Source organism: Caballeronia insecticola (assembly GCF_000402035.1).
Taxonomy (GTDB): Bacteria; Pseudomonadota; Gammaproteobacteria; order Burkholderiales; family Burkholderiaceae; genus Caballeronia; species Caballeronia insecticola.
The window spans coordinates 108158-124522 of the sequence record NC_021295.1 but is presented as its reverse complement, the minus strand read 5'-3'; the positions used below and the strand labels follow the sequence as shown (position 1 = coordinate 124522).

The following is a 16365-nucleotide window of genomic DNA, read 5'->3' as shown; positions in this document are numbered from 1 at the left end:
GCAACGATAACGCCAATCAGTGATGCTCGACAACCCTCACTTACCGATCACAAGAAGCAAGACGGTTGACGTCTTCGTCGACCCGGGCGAACGCAGAATGGTGGGAGGCCAGGAGGACATGAGCATCGACGTCGCCGTGGACCTGCAGAGGCAACAGGATCCCGATGCGCACCGAGATCGGGTGGACATCGACTGAAGCGCTTGTATGCCGCGGCACGCCTTATTCGTCGTCGCAAATCACACTAGCGCCTTCGACGAGACACCGGCAAGCCCCAGCCGAAACGAAGCGAAGCGAGCCGAATGGCGACGCACAGGAAAGTGGCCAACCATGGCGTCCACCATTGCGTCCAGTGCGCGTAGGAGAATAGAACCTGCGCGCTCGCGCCGACAAGCGCGGCCGATGCATAGATTTCGCGATCCAGGATGGCCGGCAGACGAGAAAAGGACGGACGCGAGTTCGGCAGACAAGCCTATGTGGGCATCGCGTCGGCTGACTACGGCGCGGTGACGCTCGGGCGTCAATATGATTCGCTGGTGGACTTCGTCGCCCCATTGTCGGCCACAGCGGGCACTTTCGGCGACACCGGCTTCGCCCATCCGTTCGATAACGACAACCTGAATCACTCGGTGCGCATGAGCAATGCGGTGAAGTACATGAGCAGCACGTATGCGGGCTTCAAGTTCGGCGCCTTGTACGCGTTCTCGAACAATACCGATTTTTCGCTTAACCGCGCCTACAGCGCGGGCGGCAGTTACAGCTACGGCCCGTTCAACGTGGCGGTCGGTTATCTGCAGATCAATGGATCGAACAGCACGACGAATACGGCAGGCGCCATAGACGTGGCTGAATCGACGGCGAACGGAAACGGCGGGTTCGTGGTGGGCGCGTCGCGCCAGTGGGTCCTGGGTGCGGGCGCCAACTATGCATATGGGCCCGCGCTTATCGGTTTCGTGTTCACCCGAAGCGTTTATCAGGGCACCACTGCCTTCAATTCGGTCAACGGCGCCATGAGCTTCAACAACTATGAATTGAACGCGAAATATGCGCTGACGCCGGCCGTCAGTCTTGGCATTGCCGACACTTACACCGACGGCCATGCCGCCAACAGCCGAACCTTCGGCGCGGATCCCAAGTTCAATCAGATCAACTTCCAGGCAATCTACTCGTTCTCGAAACGCACCGATGTCTACGCCGAAGCCATGTATCAGCATGCGATTGGCGCGCAGTACGTTGCATTCATCAACACGTCGGGCGGCGCTTCTTCGACGGCGAATCAGGTAGTGGGTACGGTCGGCGTCCGTACGCGATTCTGATTTCGAATCTGGTCAGCGCGCGATGGCTTGGCCCGATGTCGCCTCAAGGCATCAGGCGGAAGGCGACGGGGGCCTTCTCCCCGACTGCCTTACGCCAACGCAATCGGCTCTGCCGGGACGATTGAAAAGCGCCGCATGGATGCAGGATCGATGCCGATGCTCCCTGCGCCGTCGAGCGGTGAATTCCCCGTGGAAGCTGTCGATGTCGAAGCACGGGGTCGGCCTCATGACCTGCTTTTTTTCAGCGTCCAGACGCTTCCAATCAAACGACACGGATGCCGTATCTTTCCTCTCGAAACAAAGACATGAGAGAAACGGAGTCATGGATAGCCGCAGAACGAACGGGCTTCGAGGCGTGCGAGTGCCTTTCGGCGCTCGATGCACGACGGCGCCAAGGGCCTTGCAGGGATGGCAACGAGCAGAGGACGGGACGCGCATACGGCGCGTTGGAGCAGGATCGGCGTCAACGACGTCTGACACCTGGCTATAACAGGATTTCGATGCTCGACTGAGCCGCCGCGTGTCGCGTCTTGCGCCGCTGGCCGGACCTGGCACCGGTCCGTCCAGCGGCGAAGCGAATCAGACAATCGACCGTCGCGAGTTCGAGCCGTTACCTGGCAAGAGAATGTTGGCCGAAGAATCGAATGATTTCTTTGCTTGCGTGTGGACCGCGAGCATCCGTGTGAGTGCCGGCAGGGCTTCCGCCCGACCATGCGTGACCGAGCCCGTGGACGATCCATTGTTCGCCGTCGGGAGCGCCATCTGCATCGTAAAACACATGGCGCGTATGGCTGAGGCCGCTTGCGTCGCGCTCGACGTGCGTAAGCGCGAGCGGCTTTCCGTCGTCGTGTCCGCCGGACAACTGTCGGCTCATCGCAACGATTTGGTCGCTGTTACGCGGATGCACGGTGTCGTCCAGATCGCCGTGAAAGACGATCAGCGGTACCGCGCGAGGTTGAACGTCGTCGCCAGACCTGGCGGGCAGGCGGCATTTTCCCAGTCCGTCGTTCATCGCGCAGAGTGCCGACAGCGATTCGTCCGCGACGCCGAACGCCATGCCTGAATGACTCCCCGCGGCTGCGTAGAGGTCCGGATACATCACAGCCAGATTGATTGCCATCGCCCCGCCCGCAGACATGCCCGCGACATAAACACGTGTCTCATCGACGTTGATGATCGTCATGACCTCGCGTGTCAGGGCGGCAATCATCGCAGTTTCGCCCGACTCGCGCTGCCGGTCCGCGGGTCGAAACCAGTTCCAGCATCTGAGCGGGTTGGCATATTCCGACTGCTCCGGATACACGACGATGTAGCCCTGCGCTTCAGCGGCGGCGTTCATTTCGGTGCCCGCGGCAAAGTCGTCGGGGTCCTGCTGCGCGCCATGGAGCATCACGACCATCGGCATCGGTTCGCCGTCATAGCTGCTCGGAACAAAGAGCTTGAAGTGAAGCGTATTGTCGCCGTGCTCGAAACGATTGCTCAGCCAGTGAGGCTTGCTCCCTTCCGGAATCAGCCGTCCGAGAAGTGACGAATTCGTGGCCGACCGAGGGCTTGCCGTAGGGCAATGACGCTCAGGGGCCGCCGCGATTGCCGATTCCGGCACTCGAAACGTCCGCCTTCGGATCGACGAAGTACTGCGTCGCGAGCCCTACGGGGCCGAGTGAGATCAGCGACCAGAGCATGTCACGCGTCGAGACGAGCGCGTCGAAGGGGTCCATTGATTTTCCTTATTCGTGTCGAGCACAATCAAAAGCCCGCCTGAAGCGGGCTTAGAACGACAGTGATACGCAACGCCAAATGTTCAGGATTGACGTTTCGAAGCGGCCTTGGCGGAACGTGCGGCGGCTTCGGGTGCGCCCTGAGCGCTGTCGGCAACCTCGGCGCTCGCCTCGATCAGGGTTTGATCGACATCCTTCGCCGCATCGAGGACGACCTCGGTCGACTCTTTCACCACGCCGCCCAATGCCGGAGAGACGTTCAGCAAAAGCCCGATCGGTCCCTGGGGCACCGACTCGAAAAAACCTTTTACGTCGAGGCCGTTTTGTTCGTACTGCTTGCGCGTTTCGTTCAGAATATCGGCCTGGGTGGAGCGAACGATCGTCAAATAGTGCCGAGTGTAGGCCGCCGTTTTTTCCGGAATTTCTGCAAACAGGGTCGATTGCCAGCTCAGCAAATCACCCGGGTTGGCGGTCGTGCCCGCTTTCAGCACCGACGCACCTTCTCCGAACACCGTCTTCACCGTCTGAACGTTCAACTCGGCGAGTTGCTGGAGACCGCTGGCAAGCCGCTTCGTTGCCGACACGTAACTTTGAAAGTTTGCTGCGGCAAGCGACGAGACCTGCTGAGGAGAAAAAGGAAACATTGACCGCTCCAAGAAAGAATTCACCGTAACCATGCACCCTGATGCGCGAACTTTTGCTGCGATGCAGCAATGAGTCCATCATACGGAACTCTCGTTGCGCGTCAAGCACGCATTTTCAGGGTCGCGTCCCCCACCGGGCCACGTTGTTGCGGCGGCACATTGGGTGAACCGTGCACAGTTGGGCCGCGACTGGCACCGCCCGGGGCGGCCAGGAACGCGATGCGTGACGATCCGTACTCCTTCATCGACTCTGTCCGGCAGTACGGCTTGCGGCCGGATTTTCGCGGCTCACCGAGCGCAAAACTGCGAGACTGCCGCGTGGGATGCGTGGCAGCCAGTCATGGATGGCGCAGCCGTGGGAGGAAGCGAGCGGACTCGACGATTAGTTGCAAAAATGTCGAATGGGACGAGCGACCTTCTTTCGCAGGTACAGTCGCGAAGACTGCCGAATCAACGCTGATTCTGCTGCGCGCCACGTCTCGTCGAGTTTTCTGCTGCGTCCCCGTATCTTGCCGCCGCGTTTGACGGGGAATCTTGAGGTTCGGGAAGACAGTCGCTCGCCCCGTCATTGAAACGACCGAGGAGAGCTGTTCGATGGCAGCCGTTCAAGCCGGCACTTCGCGGAAGGAGGCGTCAGCATGAATCCTCCCGCTTTCCTGGTGGATCGAATCGGCTTGTTCGATGCCTGCCTTTGAGCGCAGGCACCGTGGATGCACGAGAACGCGTACCGGCTTGCGCTGAATAAACCCGGCGCACTTCTTCTCATTCTGCCGATGATGACGACCGATCTAAAAGTCGAATCGTCAGAAGGTAACTCAGACGATATCCCCCTGCCCTCCAGCAGCCAGCTCGCGCATGCGGCGGGCTTCGTCGCGCAGGAACTGCTGGTAATCGTCCAGATCGCCGTCGAAGGGCTCAACGGCACCCTTGGTGACGAGCCAGAACTCGTCGCATACCGCGCGCAGCAGGGACCGGTCGTGGCTGACCAGCATCACGGTGCCTTCGAATTCGTTGAGTGCCATGCCCAGCGCTTCGCGTGTGGCCAGGTCGAGGTGGTTGGTAGGCTCGTCGAGCAGCAGCAGATTGGGTCGCTGCCACACGATCATGCACAACACGAGCCGCGCCTTTTCCCCGCCGCTCATCGTGCCGACTGCCTGATGAACCGTGTCGCCACTGAAGTTGAACGTGCCAAGGAAGGTGCGCAGCGATTGTTCGGTGCCACTCTGGCCGGGCGCTCGCATATGCGCCGGCGCGTCTCTGGCCAGGCGGATCATGTGTTCCATCGGCGTGTCGAGAGGACGCAGCACGTCGAGTTCCTGCTGCGCGAAGTAGCCGATGTTCAGGCCCTTGCCTTCGCTGATTTCGCCGGCGATGGGCGCCAGCGCGTGCGCCACCGTCTTCACCAGCGTGGACTTGCCCTGCCCGTTGGCGCCAAGAATGCCGATGCGCTGTCCGGCCAGCACGGACCGGTTGATGCCCCGCACGATGACGGTGGGCGGCGCGCCCGGCGGTGCGTCGGCTGGCGCCGGATAGCCGAAGCTCGCATCCAGCATCGACAGCAGCGGGTTCGGGACGTTGAGCGGCTCCTTGAACTCGAAGTTGAACTCCGCGTCCGCAAGCACCGGCGCGATCTTTTCCATGCGTTCGAGCGCCTTGACCCGGCTCTGCGCCTGCTTCGCCTTCGAGGCCTTGGCCTTGAAACGGTCGATGAATTTTTGCAGGTGGGCGATCTTTTCGACCTGCTTGGCCATCGCTGCCTGCTGCAACACGAGCTGCTCGGCGCGCATGTCTTCGAACTTGCTGTAATTGCCGCCGTAACGCACCAGCTTGGCGTTGTCGACGTGCACCGTCACCTGCGTCACCGCGTCGAGGAATTCGCGATCGTGGCTGATCACCACCAACGTTCCCTGATAGCGCTTGAGCCACGCTTCCAGCCAGACCAGCGCGTCGAGGTCCAGGTGATTGGTCGGCTCGTCGAGCAACAGCAGGTCCGAGGGGCACATCAGCGCGCGCGCAAGTTGCAGTCGCATGCGCCAGCCGCCCGAGAAACTGTTGACCGGCTGGTCAAGCTGCGCGGAAGTGAAGCCGAGGCCCAGGATCAGCGCCTGGGCACGCGCGGGGGCATCATGTGCACCGGCGTCGTGCAGGGCCATGTAGGCGTGCGCCATGCGCATGCCGTCGTCGCTGGCCTCGGCGGCCGCCACCTCGACCTGCGCGGCCAGCAGTCCGACGTCGCCCTCGATGACGAAGTCGGTCGCACTCTGTTCGGTCTCCGGCATCTCCTGTGCGACCTGGCCCATTCGCCACGCGGCGGGAATCGAAAATTCGCCGCCATCTTCGTGCAGCGTGCCGTTCAGAAGGCCGAAAAAGGACGACTTGCCCGCGCCGTTGCGGCCGACGAGGCCAATCTTTTCGCCAGGGGTGAAGGTGATGGACGCGCCGTCGAGGACGACATTGACGCCGCGGCGCAGCGTGACATTACGGACGGAAATCATAAGGAGCTACTTCGGAGAGGATAGGCATGATAGCCCACCGGACGCACAGGGCCGTCGCTTTTCTGGCCGCACGAGCGCGCAGGGCGTTGCCAGGTTGGGCGTTTCGGCTGGGGAGCCGGCGATCATACGGGGAATGAGGGCTCCCCGAGCGGCGAGCCATTCTGCGGACGCAGACCACGTGTATGTCTCGCCACCGCATGAAGCCGATCTCCTGACGCATCTGAATCCGCAAGCGCTGAACGATACCAACGACATGCGCTTAAGCGTATTCGATAACCTGGACGACGGGCAGGTCCTGCTGTCCGCGGTTTTCGACAATCTTGGCAAAGGCGCATCCGGCGCTGCAGTTCAGAACCCGATGCTCGCGCGCGAAAAGTGGGCCGATGACTTAAGCCAGGCCGGCCTGCTGCTCAAGTTCCAGTCTCTTCTGTCGTTATTCGAATGGGGGTGTTCCCCATGACAATCAATTGACAAGGAAGAGATGAGCACTAAACTCGCGCTCCGCGGTGTCCTGTTCGGGATGGTGGCGGCAGGATTGACAGCATGCGGCGCCAAGGTCGACTGCAACAGTGTCACTGTCAAGAACGATGCACTGGAGATCATACAGTCTCACCTCGACGCCGCCGTTTGGTACAGAGAGATGAAGATCGCGATGACCGGCGAGCCGCAGCTCGAGAACATCACGACGCTGGAGACGCGAAGCGGAGGCGCGCAAGCCCAGTGTCGCGCCATTTACGCTTACACGTACAACGACAAGCCTCGTGCCGTCGACGTGACATACAACCTCGCCTACCTCGAAGACAAGAAATCGACGCAGGTGCGAGTCGCAGTCGACGATGTAAAGGGCGGCTTGATGTCCCTCGTCATGACCGAGAAGCCGATCAAGAACGGTGAGGAAAAGGTCTACGATACCTACAACAATAATCTGATCGCGGTGCGCCATTGGACGAAGGGCGTTGAGGACGGGACCCAGGTTTTCTACGACCGCCAGACCAAGGGGATGATTCATCAGTACACGGCGGTCTCGGGAAGAAAGGACGGCGAGGAAACGCTGTGGTCAGCGGATGGAACGGTGACGACCAGGCTTGTCTGGAAGGATGGCCAGGCTACCGGCGAGGCAATGACCGAGCCCGGGACCGATCGGTTGACCAATGTCAAGGACATCGGCTATTCGATCACGCAGCTGGACCGTGGACAAAAGCAGGGTCAGCGGAAAACATACAGGACGGGCAGCGCAGGCGAGTATCTCGCCGAAGTGGAAACGTTCAAGGACAATCAGCTGGACGGTTTGAGGCAGAAGTTCAACCAGAAGGGAGAACTTGTCTGGCAGGCTCGTTACAGCCAGGGCCAGCCCGACCTCGACGCTGAAGAGACAAAAAACACCATCAACGATTGCGTGGCGAACCGCGCGGAAAGGTATCGGAGAAACTGGGCTACGTCTTATCGTCCGCAAGAGATGGAGCAACGGATTGCCGGTGAGACTTCAATCTGGGAGGCAGATTGCAAGGAAGGACGACGCTAGGCGGATGAGCGCGGCAGTGGCCCGGGGGCGATCTTGCCGGCAAATCACCTGATCGGCGCGGTGAGTCCGGAACGCGGCTGACCTGCCGCATCCCGGGACAGCGGTCGTCCGGGCTCGGCGCACACGCGTTTGCAGCCCGGATAGCCGGCGCGATCGAGTGGAACCGGACGGCTGCCTCGGCAATCAGCGCATTCATGCGACCTCACGCCCGCGCGGCGCACCGCGTTGATGTCCGCCTTTCCGGCGCGCAATAGCTGAACGCCGCGAAGCCGTCATCTAGATGCGCTTCGCTTCCCGAATGCTTCTGAGAAACGCGCGTGTCCGGTCGCGTACAGGGTCGCCGAAGAGCTGCTCCGGCGGCCCCTCTTCGTAGACCGCGCCGTCGCACAGGAAACACACCTTCGACGACACCTCTCGCGCGAAGCCCATTTCGTGCGTGGCAAGCAGCATCGTCATGCCTTCGCGCGCGAGATCACGGACGATGTTGAGCACTTCCGAGACGAGCTCGGGATCCAGCGCGGACGTGATTTCGTCGAGCAGCAGGACCATCGGGTCCATCGCCAGCGCCCGGACGATCGCCACGCGCTGCTGCTGGCCGCCCGACAACCGGTCGGGATATTCCTTCGCCTTGTGCGCCAGACCGACGCGGCCGAGCAGCGCCATGGCGCGTGCTTCGGCCTCGCCCCGGGATTGCTTGAGTACGCGGACCGGCGCAAGCGTCACGTTCTCCAGCACCGTCATGTGCGGAAACAGGTTGTAGCCCTGAAACACGATGCCGATGTCCCGGCGCAATGCGTCCACGTCCACGCCGGGACCGGTGATCGGGTCGCCGTGAACCAGAATCTCGCCGTCGTCGATCGTTTCCAGACCGTTGATACAGCGCAGCAGCGTCGATTTGCCCGATCCGGACGGGCCGATCAGACACACCACCTCGTGCTCCTCGACCGTCATCGCGAGCTGCTGGATGACCGATACCTTGCCGTACGACTTCGATATGTCACGAATGTCGATGAACGCCATGGGCGCGTCTCCTCAGGCTTCGCCGGCACGCATGCGCGCCCGGTCGCGTCGCATCATGCGCTCGACAAAACGCGTCTGCGGGATCGATATCACGATGAAAAGCAGCGCCACGGTGCTCACTGCGGACAGGTTGTAGTAGTTCGACGCGATCAGCATGGATTGATTGAACGAGTCGATCACGCCGACGACCGACACTAGCGCAGTATCTTTTTGCAGGGAGATGAACGCATTGAGCAGCGGCGGAATGATCTGCCGCACGCCTTGCGGAACGATCACGAATCGCAAGGTCTGCAAGTGCGACAAGCCGAGCGAGCGCGCGGCCGCGGTCTGGCTCCAGTGGATGCTCAGGATGCCGGCGCGGTAGATTTCCGCGACGTACGCGCCCACTGTCAGCGTCAGCGCGACGATGACGAAGATCGTCAGCGAAAGATCCTTGAGCACGGGAATGCCAGTCAGCGGAATGCCGAACCCGACCAGATAGATCACGAGCACCGCGGGCACGGCGCGAAAGATATCGACATAAGCCGTCGCGATGAGACGCACGGGTTTGCCCGCCGCGCCGGGCGCGAACATCGCGAGCGCCACGATCAACCCCCATATCAGGACCAGGATCTCCGTGATGACTGCGATCTTGATGTTCATCCAGAAGGCGACGAGCACCAGCGGAAATGTCTTGATCATCAACGGCGCTGCGAAGAACGTCTTGGCCACCGCCTGATGATTGATCAGGAAAAACTGGAGCACGATGACCAGAACCAGTTGCGCCATGGCAAAGCCGAGCGCGATGAAGCACTGATCCCTCGCAGCGGAACGGGCGCCGCGCGCCTTCGGCAAATCACGGCGCGCGGCGGCATCGCGGATGGCATTGCAGAACCGCAGCCCCCGGACAAGCGGCAAGACGATCGCAGTCGAGAGCAACGCCAGCACGATGGCGAACGCATTGACCGCCGCGCTGTCGGCCTGAGCGGCCAGCAGGGCGCTTCGCATCACGGCAATCGTGTACCAGCTTCCCAGCACGACGGCCACCACCGTCGCGATCGATGCGCCCAGCAGGAACGCCGGCACGCGCGGCATGCCGCCCGTTTTAAGGCGGCGGCCGTTCGCCACCGGAGCCGGCGCCATCTCGCTCGAGTGTCGCGTTGCGTTGCTCATGGTTCGGGCTCGCTCAGGGGTTCAGCACGGGCACTTTGCTCGGGTCGATGCCGAGTTCCGGCGTCAGGTATTTGGCGCTCAACCGGTCGAGCGTGCCGTCCTTCTTGAGCCCTTCGATCAACTGGTTGAAAGCCGCGAGATTCGGAGAATCCTTGTTGACCACCCCGCCCCACTTCTCGCCCGTGTCGAAACGTCCAACCACCTGCAGTGCACCGTTCGAGTTCTTCGCGCGCAAGAGCACGTTCGGCGTGTCGTAGATGACGGCGTCCACCTGCCCGGCCGCCAGCCCCGTGTACATCGACGGAGGATCGTTGAACACCTTGGGCTGCTCCGTGGGCTTGACCTTCTCCATGATGTAGTCGTAGGCCGTCGTGCCGCGCTCGACGGCATAGCGAAGGCTGTTCAGGTTGCTCTTGTCGACCTTGGTGCCCGCCTTGACGAGCACGCCCTGATCGGAGCTGAAGTAGGGCACGGTGAAGTCGACCACCTTCTTGCGCGCATCGGTGATGGTGATCTCGCTCAGCGCGATATCGAATCCCTGCGATTGTCCCGTCAGGACCTGCTGAAAGGATCGACTCACCAGCACGACCCGATCGAGGCCCGCACGATAAGCCATGTTGGCGGCCATGCAATACTCGAACCCGTCCTTGATGGTGTCGAGCGAATCGCCGTTCCACCAGCCGGGCACCCCGAGCACCGGCCGCACCGAAAGCGCGCCGGGCGTGACGGTCGTCAGTTTGACGGAGCCCTTGTCGCCCGTGACTTCGCAATTTCCATAGTCCGTCGCGGCGCTCGCCGTGACAGCGCACGCGCTCATTGCGATGGAAACGATCGCCCGTTGAAGCCGGAGTGCACCTGTTGTTGCGCGAGGCATACTGCTTTGCATCACGTTAGTCTCCTCTTGGTGGAATGAAGCACGCCTTCGATCTGCTGAACCTTCTTGCCGATACCCGATACCCGATGCCGCGGCCTTGCGCGACGGATCGAACCCGTGCTCAGTTCATGTGCGGCGTCGCCGGTTGCGCGATGCCGCCGCGAGGCATGCCGCCCGACACGTCGCCCCAGAGGATCGCATGATCTTCGGGCAGCGCGCGCGAGTCAGGTACCGATAGCCAGAGACGCATCAGCATCCTGTCCTGGCCGGTGCTCGCGTCGTCCTTGAACGCCGTGCGTCCGTGATAGATGACGTGATTGTTGAGAAGCTGGATATCGCCGGGAGCGAAGCGCATCTCGAAGCAATGCTCCTGCGCAAGCTGCAGCAGCAAGCGGATCGCTTCGTGCTCGTCATCGCTCAGTTTGCGCACGCCGGGAAGCAGTTGCGCATTCTCGATGTACGTCAGCGAAAAGTGGCTCGTCAGCTTGCCGTCGCGTACGCCGAACACCGGAAGATCGTAGGCAACGTACTGCCCTCCTGCTTCCTCGCCGAAGCGGCTGCGCGGAATCGGCTTGCAAAGCAGCGCGTGCAGGTCCGGGCGACGCCTGAGCATTTCGTTGTAGATGGTCGCGCTGCTCGCGAGCTTGCTCACGCCGCCTTCCGACGCCTGGCGCACGCACAACAGTCCGACCACGTCGCAACGGTCCGTATGAAAACGCAGCTCACCCGGCGACAGCGTCCGCGCACCCGACGAAAGAAACTCCTTTCCCGATGCGTCCACGGTCGAGCCATAGAGCTTCGCGCCTACGCCCGCGCCTTCGTCCCTGATCTCGCGCATCAGCTCGCCGCGGCGGTTCTGGAACATCGGCGTGCCGAGATGCCGGCCCAATGCGTACCAGATGCGACGCAGTTGTTCCGGGTCATAGCAACTGACGTCGAGGCCACGGATCTTGACCATCCCGGAACCGTTCTCCAGTTCCGCACGCACGTCGTCGAAGAAGGCATCGGCACTCGGAAGCGGAAAGTTCTCTCGCGTAAGGTCATGCCAGGCGGTGTTGCCCGTTCTGCCGACGGCCGCGTCGATCTCGGCGAGCACGGCGGGAGGGAATTGCTTGACCCATCGCTGATTCTCCCGCATTTCGACGCCATGCCAGACACACGCACCTTGCAGATATTCGGCGGAAGACATTTGCGCTCCAGTGATTTGGGACCTTGGAATCGGTGTATGCCGCGACGCGTCAGCGAACGCATGCACCGAATGGATTGCATGCTTGTATATACAAGATTTGCAATCTAAACCCGCTCGACTGTTTCATCAAGAGGATGTCACAGCCATGCGGGCAAACACCTACTTCGATGATCTCCAGCCGAACAGGGGTTCTGGTCGCAGGAGAAGCGCAAGTGGAACGGTGTTTGATCATCGTGCGCAGGCCGCGCGGTCAGTTCGATTCTTGTACTTCTTATGAATCGACCAGTCTTGTCTATACAGATTATTCGCCTTCAGCGATTCGCCACGCATCGATACGGCTGTTCGCTAGGCGCCGCCGGCGCAAAGATCAATCACGTCGATCAATGCGCGCTTGAGGGCATTGGCCGGAGGCAACCAGGCGAGTCCGATGCCCGCCGTATGGCCGTGAAGCTGGAGCGGCCGGGCCACGACCCTGGGCGGCAATGCCGCCGCGGCGGCCGCCGGAATCACGCCGATGCCGAGACCGGCCGAAACCAGCGCCAGCATCGTCGAGAACTCGCCGAGTTCCTGCGCGATGTTCAGTACCGCGCCCTCCCGTTTCAACGCGACCAGCATGTCGTCATGGAAACCTGGCGCATAGCGCCGCGCGAGCACGAAAGCGGGATATCCCTGAAGGTCCGGCGGCCGGACCAGCGGCAGCGTGGCGAGCGCGTGGTCTTCCGGGAGCGCGACGACGAAGGCTTCTTCGAGCACCACGCGAATCTCGAGACCGCTTCCGCTCACCGGCATCCGTATCAGACCGAAATCGAGTTGATTGTCCTGAAGCGCGGCGATCTGATTGGGGGTCGGCATGTCCTTCAATTCGAGCGTGATGAGCGGATAGCGTGCATGCATCGTGCGGATCAGCGCCGGCAGCAGTTTCGGCAGCACCGACGACACGAACGCGATCCGCAATGTGCCGATCTCGCCCCGCGCCGAGAGCCGCGCGGTCTGCTCGGCGCGCGCCGCCTGATTGAGCGTCGCGCGCGCCTCGGGCAGGAAAAGCCGGCCGGTCGCGCTGAGGGCGACCTTGTGGCGGTCGCGTTCGAACAGCCGCACGTCCAGGTCCGCTTCGAGCGCCTTGATCTGCATGCTGAGCGCCGGCTGCACGATGCACAGGCGCTGGGCCGCCTTGCCGAAGTGCAGTTCCTCGGCGAGTGCGACGAACGCTCGCAGATGCTTGAGCTCCATGAATTTCCCCCGTTCGCGGGCGCATCCGCCCCGTCATCACGGATCATGATAACAACGTCATGAAAGACTATTGGCGCGTCCGCCGTTCTTCGGGTGAACTAGGCGCATTCGGAGACAGACCGCATCCACCACCGGATGGGTCGAAAAAAATGGACCAGACACTCAAACTCTTCAGCCTGCGCGGCAGGCGTGCGCTGATCACCGGCTCCGGGCGGGGCATCGGACTGGCGCTCGCGCGAGGCCTCGCGGGCGCGGGCGCCTCCATCGTCATCAACGATCGCAATGAGCAAAAGGCCGCCGACGTCGCCGCGCGCCTGTGCGAAGAAGGCCACGACGCCGGCTTCGCCGTCTTCGACGTGACCGACCGCGAGCAGGTGGTCTCGGCGATCGAACGGGTCGAGCGGGACGCCGGCGCGATCGACATTCTGATCAACAACGCGGGCATCCAGCGCCGCGCACCGCTCGAAAGCTTCGACGAAGGCGACTGGAGCGAGTTGCTGCGCGTGAATCTCGACGGCGTGTTCCAGGTCTCGCAGGCCGTCGCGCGTCACATGCTGGCGCGCGGGCGCGGCAAGATCATCAACATCGGATCGGTCCAGAGCGAACTGGCGCGGCCGGGCATCGCGCCCTACGCGGCCACGAAAGGCGCCATCCGCATGCTGACCAAAGGCATGTGCGCGGAATGGGCGCGGCACGGCATTCAGGCCAACGCGATCGCGCCCGGCTACTTCGAGACCGATCTCAACCGCGCGCTCGTCGACGATCCGGCCTTCTCCGAGTGGCTGTGCAAGCGCACGCCGGCGGGCCGCTGGGGCCGGGTCGAGGAGCTGTGCGGCGCGGCCGTGTTTCTTGCGTCGGCGGCGTCGGATTTCGTGAACGGGCAGACACTTTTCGTCGATGGCGGATTGACCAGCGTGGTCTGAGCCGGATCGAACCAATAAAAGGAGACAACGACATGCTTGACTCACTGACAAGCCGGCGCGGGCGCCTGCGCGCCCTCGCCGGCCTGACGATGGCCGTCGCGGCGTATGCATCGCACGCAGCGCACGCAGCGCACGCGGCCGACTGGATCGTGTCGGGCAACGACGGCAAGTATCAGCGCGTCGAAGGCCGCGACACGTATCCGGACAATCCCGCACCCGACACGCTGACGCTCCTCGATGCGAGCCGCTTTCCGCCGCAGGTCAAGGTGCAGGTCGAAGTTGAAAACGGCATTCAGGGGCCGCCTCAGGCAGTCGCCATCACGCCCGATGCGAGCGTCGCGCTGGTCGGCGCGCCCACGCGCTACGACCGTGAGGCGAAAAAGCTGCTGATGGATGCCTTCGTTCAGGTGGTCGATCTGCAGGCGACACCGCCCGCCGTGACGCGCCTCGATATCGCCAGCCACCCGCAGGGCATTGCCATCGACCGGAGCGGCCGGCTCGCGCTCGTCGCGTGCGTCGACGGCAGCGTCGCGGTGCTCGGCATCGCGGGAAACCGGGTGACCCTCATCGACACGCTGAAGATCGCGCAGAAGCGGCTCGCCGGCGTGAGCTTCACGCACGACGGCGCGCACGCGCTCGTCGCCCTGCGCGACGAACAGGGCGTCGCCGTGCTCGACATCGCCGATGGTCGCGTCACCGATAGCGGCGCGCGTCTTTCGAGCGGCGTCGCGCCTTACACGATCGACGTATCGAGCGACGGCAGATGGGCGGTCGTCAGCGACGTCGGGCTGGCCGGTCTGCCCGCCTACCCCGGCAAACTCGCGGGCGATGCCGACACCGTCACGCTCATCGACGTTTCACGCACCCCGTTTCGCGCGGTCCAGCACGTGACGGTGCCTTCGCTGCCCGAAGGCGTGGCGATCTCGCCCGACGGCAAATGGATCGGCGTGCAGGCGATGGACGGCTCCAACCTGACGCCGGACAACGGCGGACGCCACGCGCGCGGCAAGGTGCTGCTGTTCGCGATCCGCGACGGCCGGGCCGTCCAGGTCGCCGAAGCGTCGGGCGGCGAGGCGGCGCAGGGCATCGTCTTCAGCGCGGACAGCAAGTATCTGATCGTGCAGTTCAACGTCGAGAAGCAGCTCGCGTTCTACGCCGTGAACGGCGGCCATCTGCGCGATACCCGACAACGCATTTCATTGACCGGCGGCCCCTCGTCACTGCGCACGACACCGCGCTGACGCGCCCGTCATTCACCCAACGAGCATCAGGAGAGAAGCATGCGTACGCCCCGCGCAGAACGCAGGAATGTGGTCGTCTTTCGAAAACTGCCGGACGATCTGCTCGAGCGGATCCAGGCGAGACACGACGTGACCGTCGCCGACCCGCGACGCGCCGATGAACTGCCGCGCTTTCGCGAGGCGCTCGGCCACGCCGACGGCCTGATCGGTTCGAGTTTCAGACTCGGCGCCGACGAACTCGCACACGCCGCGCGGCTGAAGGTGATTTCGAGCATTTCGGTCGGCGTCGACAACTACGATCTCGCGCATCTCAGGCAACGCGAGATCACGCTTTGCCACACGCCCGGCGTGCTCACCGAGACGACCGCCGACACCGTGTTCGCGCTGATCATCGCGAGCTCGCGCCGCCTCGTCGAGTTGTCGAACCATGTGCGCGAAGGCCGCTGGACGCGCAACATCGGCGAGGAACGGTTCGGCTGGGACGTGCACGGCAAGACGCTCGGCGTGCTCGGCTTCGGGCGCATCGGCCAGGCGCTCGCCCGGCGCGCGGCGCTCGGCTTCGGCATGCCGGTGCTGTTCCACGATCCCTTCGACGTGCCGGTTCCCGCGATGCTCGCCGGCCACGCTGCGCGCGCATCGTTCGACGAGGTGCTCGCGCGCGCGGACATCGTCGCGCTGACGCTGCCGCTCTCCGACCAAACGCGCGGCCTGATGGACGCGCAGGCGTTCGCCGCCATGAAGCCCGGCGCGATCTTCGTGAATGGCTCGCGCGGCGCGATCGTGCGCGAGGACGCGCTGCTCGCCGCGCTCGACCGCGGACATCTGCGCGCCGCCGGACTCGATGTATTCGCGGTCGAGCCGCTCGCGCAGGATTCGCCGCTGCGCACGCATCCGAAAGTGACGCCGTTCCCGCACATCGGATCGGCGACGCACGAAACGCGGCGCGCGATGGCCGAGCTCGCCACCGACAACCTGCTGCGCGCGCTCGACGGCGTTTCGCCCCTCGCCGCTTACGATCTCTCGCAGCACTGACCGGACGATCC

General features: G+C 63.0%; 15 protein-coding genes and 1 pseudogene. 7 read left to right on the top strand and 9 right to left on the bottom strand.

All coding sequences use genetic code 11. The features are described from left to right. Window positions 1–22: 22 nt before the first annotated feature. Together BRPE64_RS32630 and BRPE64_RS30995 are read left to right on the top strand one after the other, a co-directional pair. Entirely contained in the window at window positions 23–196 is a 174-nt protein-coding gene (locus BRPE64_RS32630; protein WP_084675920.1) for a hypothetical protein, read from the top strand. Window positions 197–441: 245 nt separating this feature from the next. Beyond that, a pseudogene (locus BRPE64_RS30995) lies at window positions 442–1314 on the top strand (porin); the annotation flags it as partial. Between the two features lie 610 nt (window positions 1315–1924). Here the strand turns inward: BRPE64_RS30995 and BRPE64_RS30990 are convergent. The 4 genes from BRPE64_RS30990 to BRPE64_RS30980 form a co-directional block, all read right to left on the bottom strand. Continuing rightward, window positions 1925–2917 (bottom strand): extracellular catalytic domain type 1 short-chain-length polyhydroxyalkanoate depolymerase, encoded by a 993-nt coding sequence (locus BRPE64_RS30990; RefSeq protein ID WP_232519375.1) that lies wholly within the window; start codon window positions 2915–2917, stop codon window positions 1925–1927. Beyond that, on the bottom strand, window positions 2886–3032 hold the full coding sequence (locus BRPE64_RS33345; RefSeq protein ID WP_160167955.1) for a hypothetical protein: 147 nt from the start codon (window positions 3030–3032) through the stop codon (window positions 2886–2888). The genes BRPE64_RS30990 and BRPE64_RS33345 overlap by 32 nt, the downstream gene beginning before the upstream one ends. 83 nt (window positions 3033–3115) lie before the next feature. Beyond that, entirely contained in the window at window positions 3116–3676 is a 561-nt protein-coding gene (gene phaP / locus BRPE64_RS32050) for a TIGR01841 family phasin (RefSeq protein WP_160167954.1), read from the bottom strand. A gap of 815 nt (window positions 3677–4491) precedes the next feature. Next, a complete protein-coding gene (locus BRPE64_RS30980; RefSeq protein ID WP_044044084.1) occupies window positions 4492–6171 on the bottom strand; it encodes an ABC-F family ATP-binding cassette domain-containing protein in 1680 nt (559 codons plus the stop codon). Between the two features lie 178 nt (window positions 6172–6349). Between BRPE64_RS30980 and BRPE64_RS30975 the strand changes: the two genes are divergently transcribed. Both BRPE64_RS30975 and BRPE64_RS30970 read left to right on the top strand, forming a co-directional pair. Beyond that, window positions 6350–6631: a hypothetical protein gene (locus tag BRPE64_RS30975; RefSeq protein WP_408608274.1), complete on the top strand. Its 282-nt coding sequence runs from the start codon at window positions 6350–6352 to the stop codon at window positions 6629–6631. Window positions 6632–6652: 21 nt separating this feature from the next. Next, window positions 6653–7693, top strand: coding sequence for a toxin-antitoxin system YwqK family antitoxin (locus tag BRPE64_RS30970; RefSeq protein WP_044044081.1), 1041 nt, complete (start codon window positions 6653–6655; stop codon window positions 7691–7693). A 276-nt stretch (window positions 7694–7969) separates the two neighbouring features. Here BRPE64_RS30970 and BRPE64_RS30965 read toward each other — a convergent pair whose 3' ends face one another. The 5 genes from BRPE64_RS30965 to BRPE64_RS30945 form a co-directional block, all read right to left on the bottom strand. After that, entirely contained in the window at window positions 7970–8713 is a 744-nt protein-coding gene (locus BRPE64_RS30965; protein ID WP_044044079.1) for an amino acid ABC transporter ATP-binding protein, read from the bottom strand. Between the two features lie 12 nt (window positions 8714–8725). Then, window positions 8726–9865 carry an amino acid ABC transporter permease gene (locus BRPE64_RS30960; protein ID WP_044044078.1) on the bottom strand — a complete coding sequence of 380 codons (1140 nt, stop codon included), beginning with the start codon at window positions 9863–9865 and terminating at the stop codon, window positions 8726–8728. A gap of 13 nt (window positions 9866–9878) precedes the next feature. After that, on the bottom strand, window positions 9879–10682 hold the full coding sequence (locus BRPE64_RS30955; RefSeq protein WP_044044076.1) for an ABC transporter substrate-binding protein: 804 nt from the start codon (window positions 10680–10682) through the stop codon (window positions 9879–9881). A gap of 178 nt (window positions 10683–10860) precedes the next feature. Next, the gene (locus BRPE64_RS30950; RefSeq protein ID WP_044044075.1) at window positions 10861–11928 is read right to left on the bottom strand and encodes a TauD/TfdA family dioxygenase; all 1068 of its coding nucleotides are present in this window, start codon (window positions 11926–11928) and stop codon (window positions 10861–10863) included. 345 nt (window positions 11929–12273) lie between these two features. Then, window positions 12274–13158, bottom strand: coding sequence for a LysR family transcriptional regulator (locus tag BRPE64_RS30945; protein WP_044044073.1), 885 nt, complete (start codon window positions 13156–13158; stop codon window positions 12274–12276). Window positions 13159–13307: 149 nt separating this feature from the next. Here BRPE64_RS30945 and BRPE64_RS30940 point away from each other — a divergent pair, with 149 nt between their 5' ends. From BRPE64_RS30940 to BRPE64_RS30930, 3 genes are read left to right on the top strand one after another with little or no spacing between them, the layout of a single operon-like run. Then, window positions 13308–14081 (top strand): glucose 1-dehydrogenase, encoded by a 774-nt coding sequence (locus tag BRPE64_RS30940; protein WP_044044072.1) that lies wholly within the window; start codon window positions 13308–13310, stop codon window positions 14079–14081. A 32-nt stretch (window positions 14082–14113) separates the two neighbouring features. Next, window positions 14114–15322, top strand: coding sequence for a beta-propeller fold lactonase family protein (locus BRPE64_RS30935; RefSeq protein WP_044044070.1), 1209 nt, complete (start codon window positions 14114–14116; stop codon window positions 15320–15322). 39 nt (window positions 15323–15361) lie between these two features. Then, window positions 15362–16354: a 2-hydroxyacid dehydrogenase gene (locus BRPE64_RS30930; protein WP_044044068.1), complete on the top strand. Its 993-nt coding sequence runs from the start codon at window positions 15362–15364 to the stop codon at window positions 16352–16354. The last annotated feature ends 11 nt before the right edge of the window (window positions 16355–16365 follow it).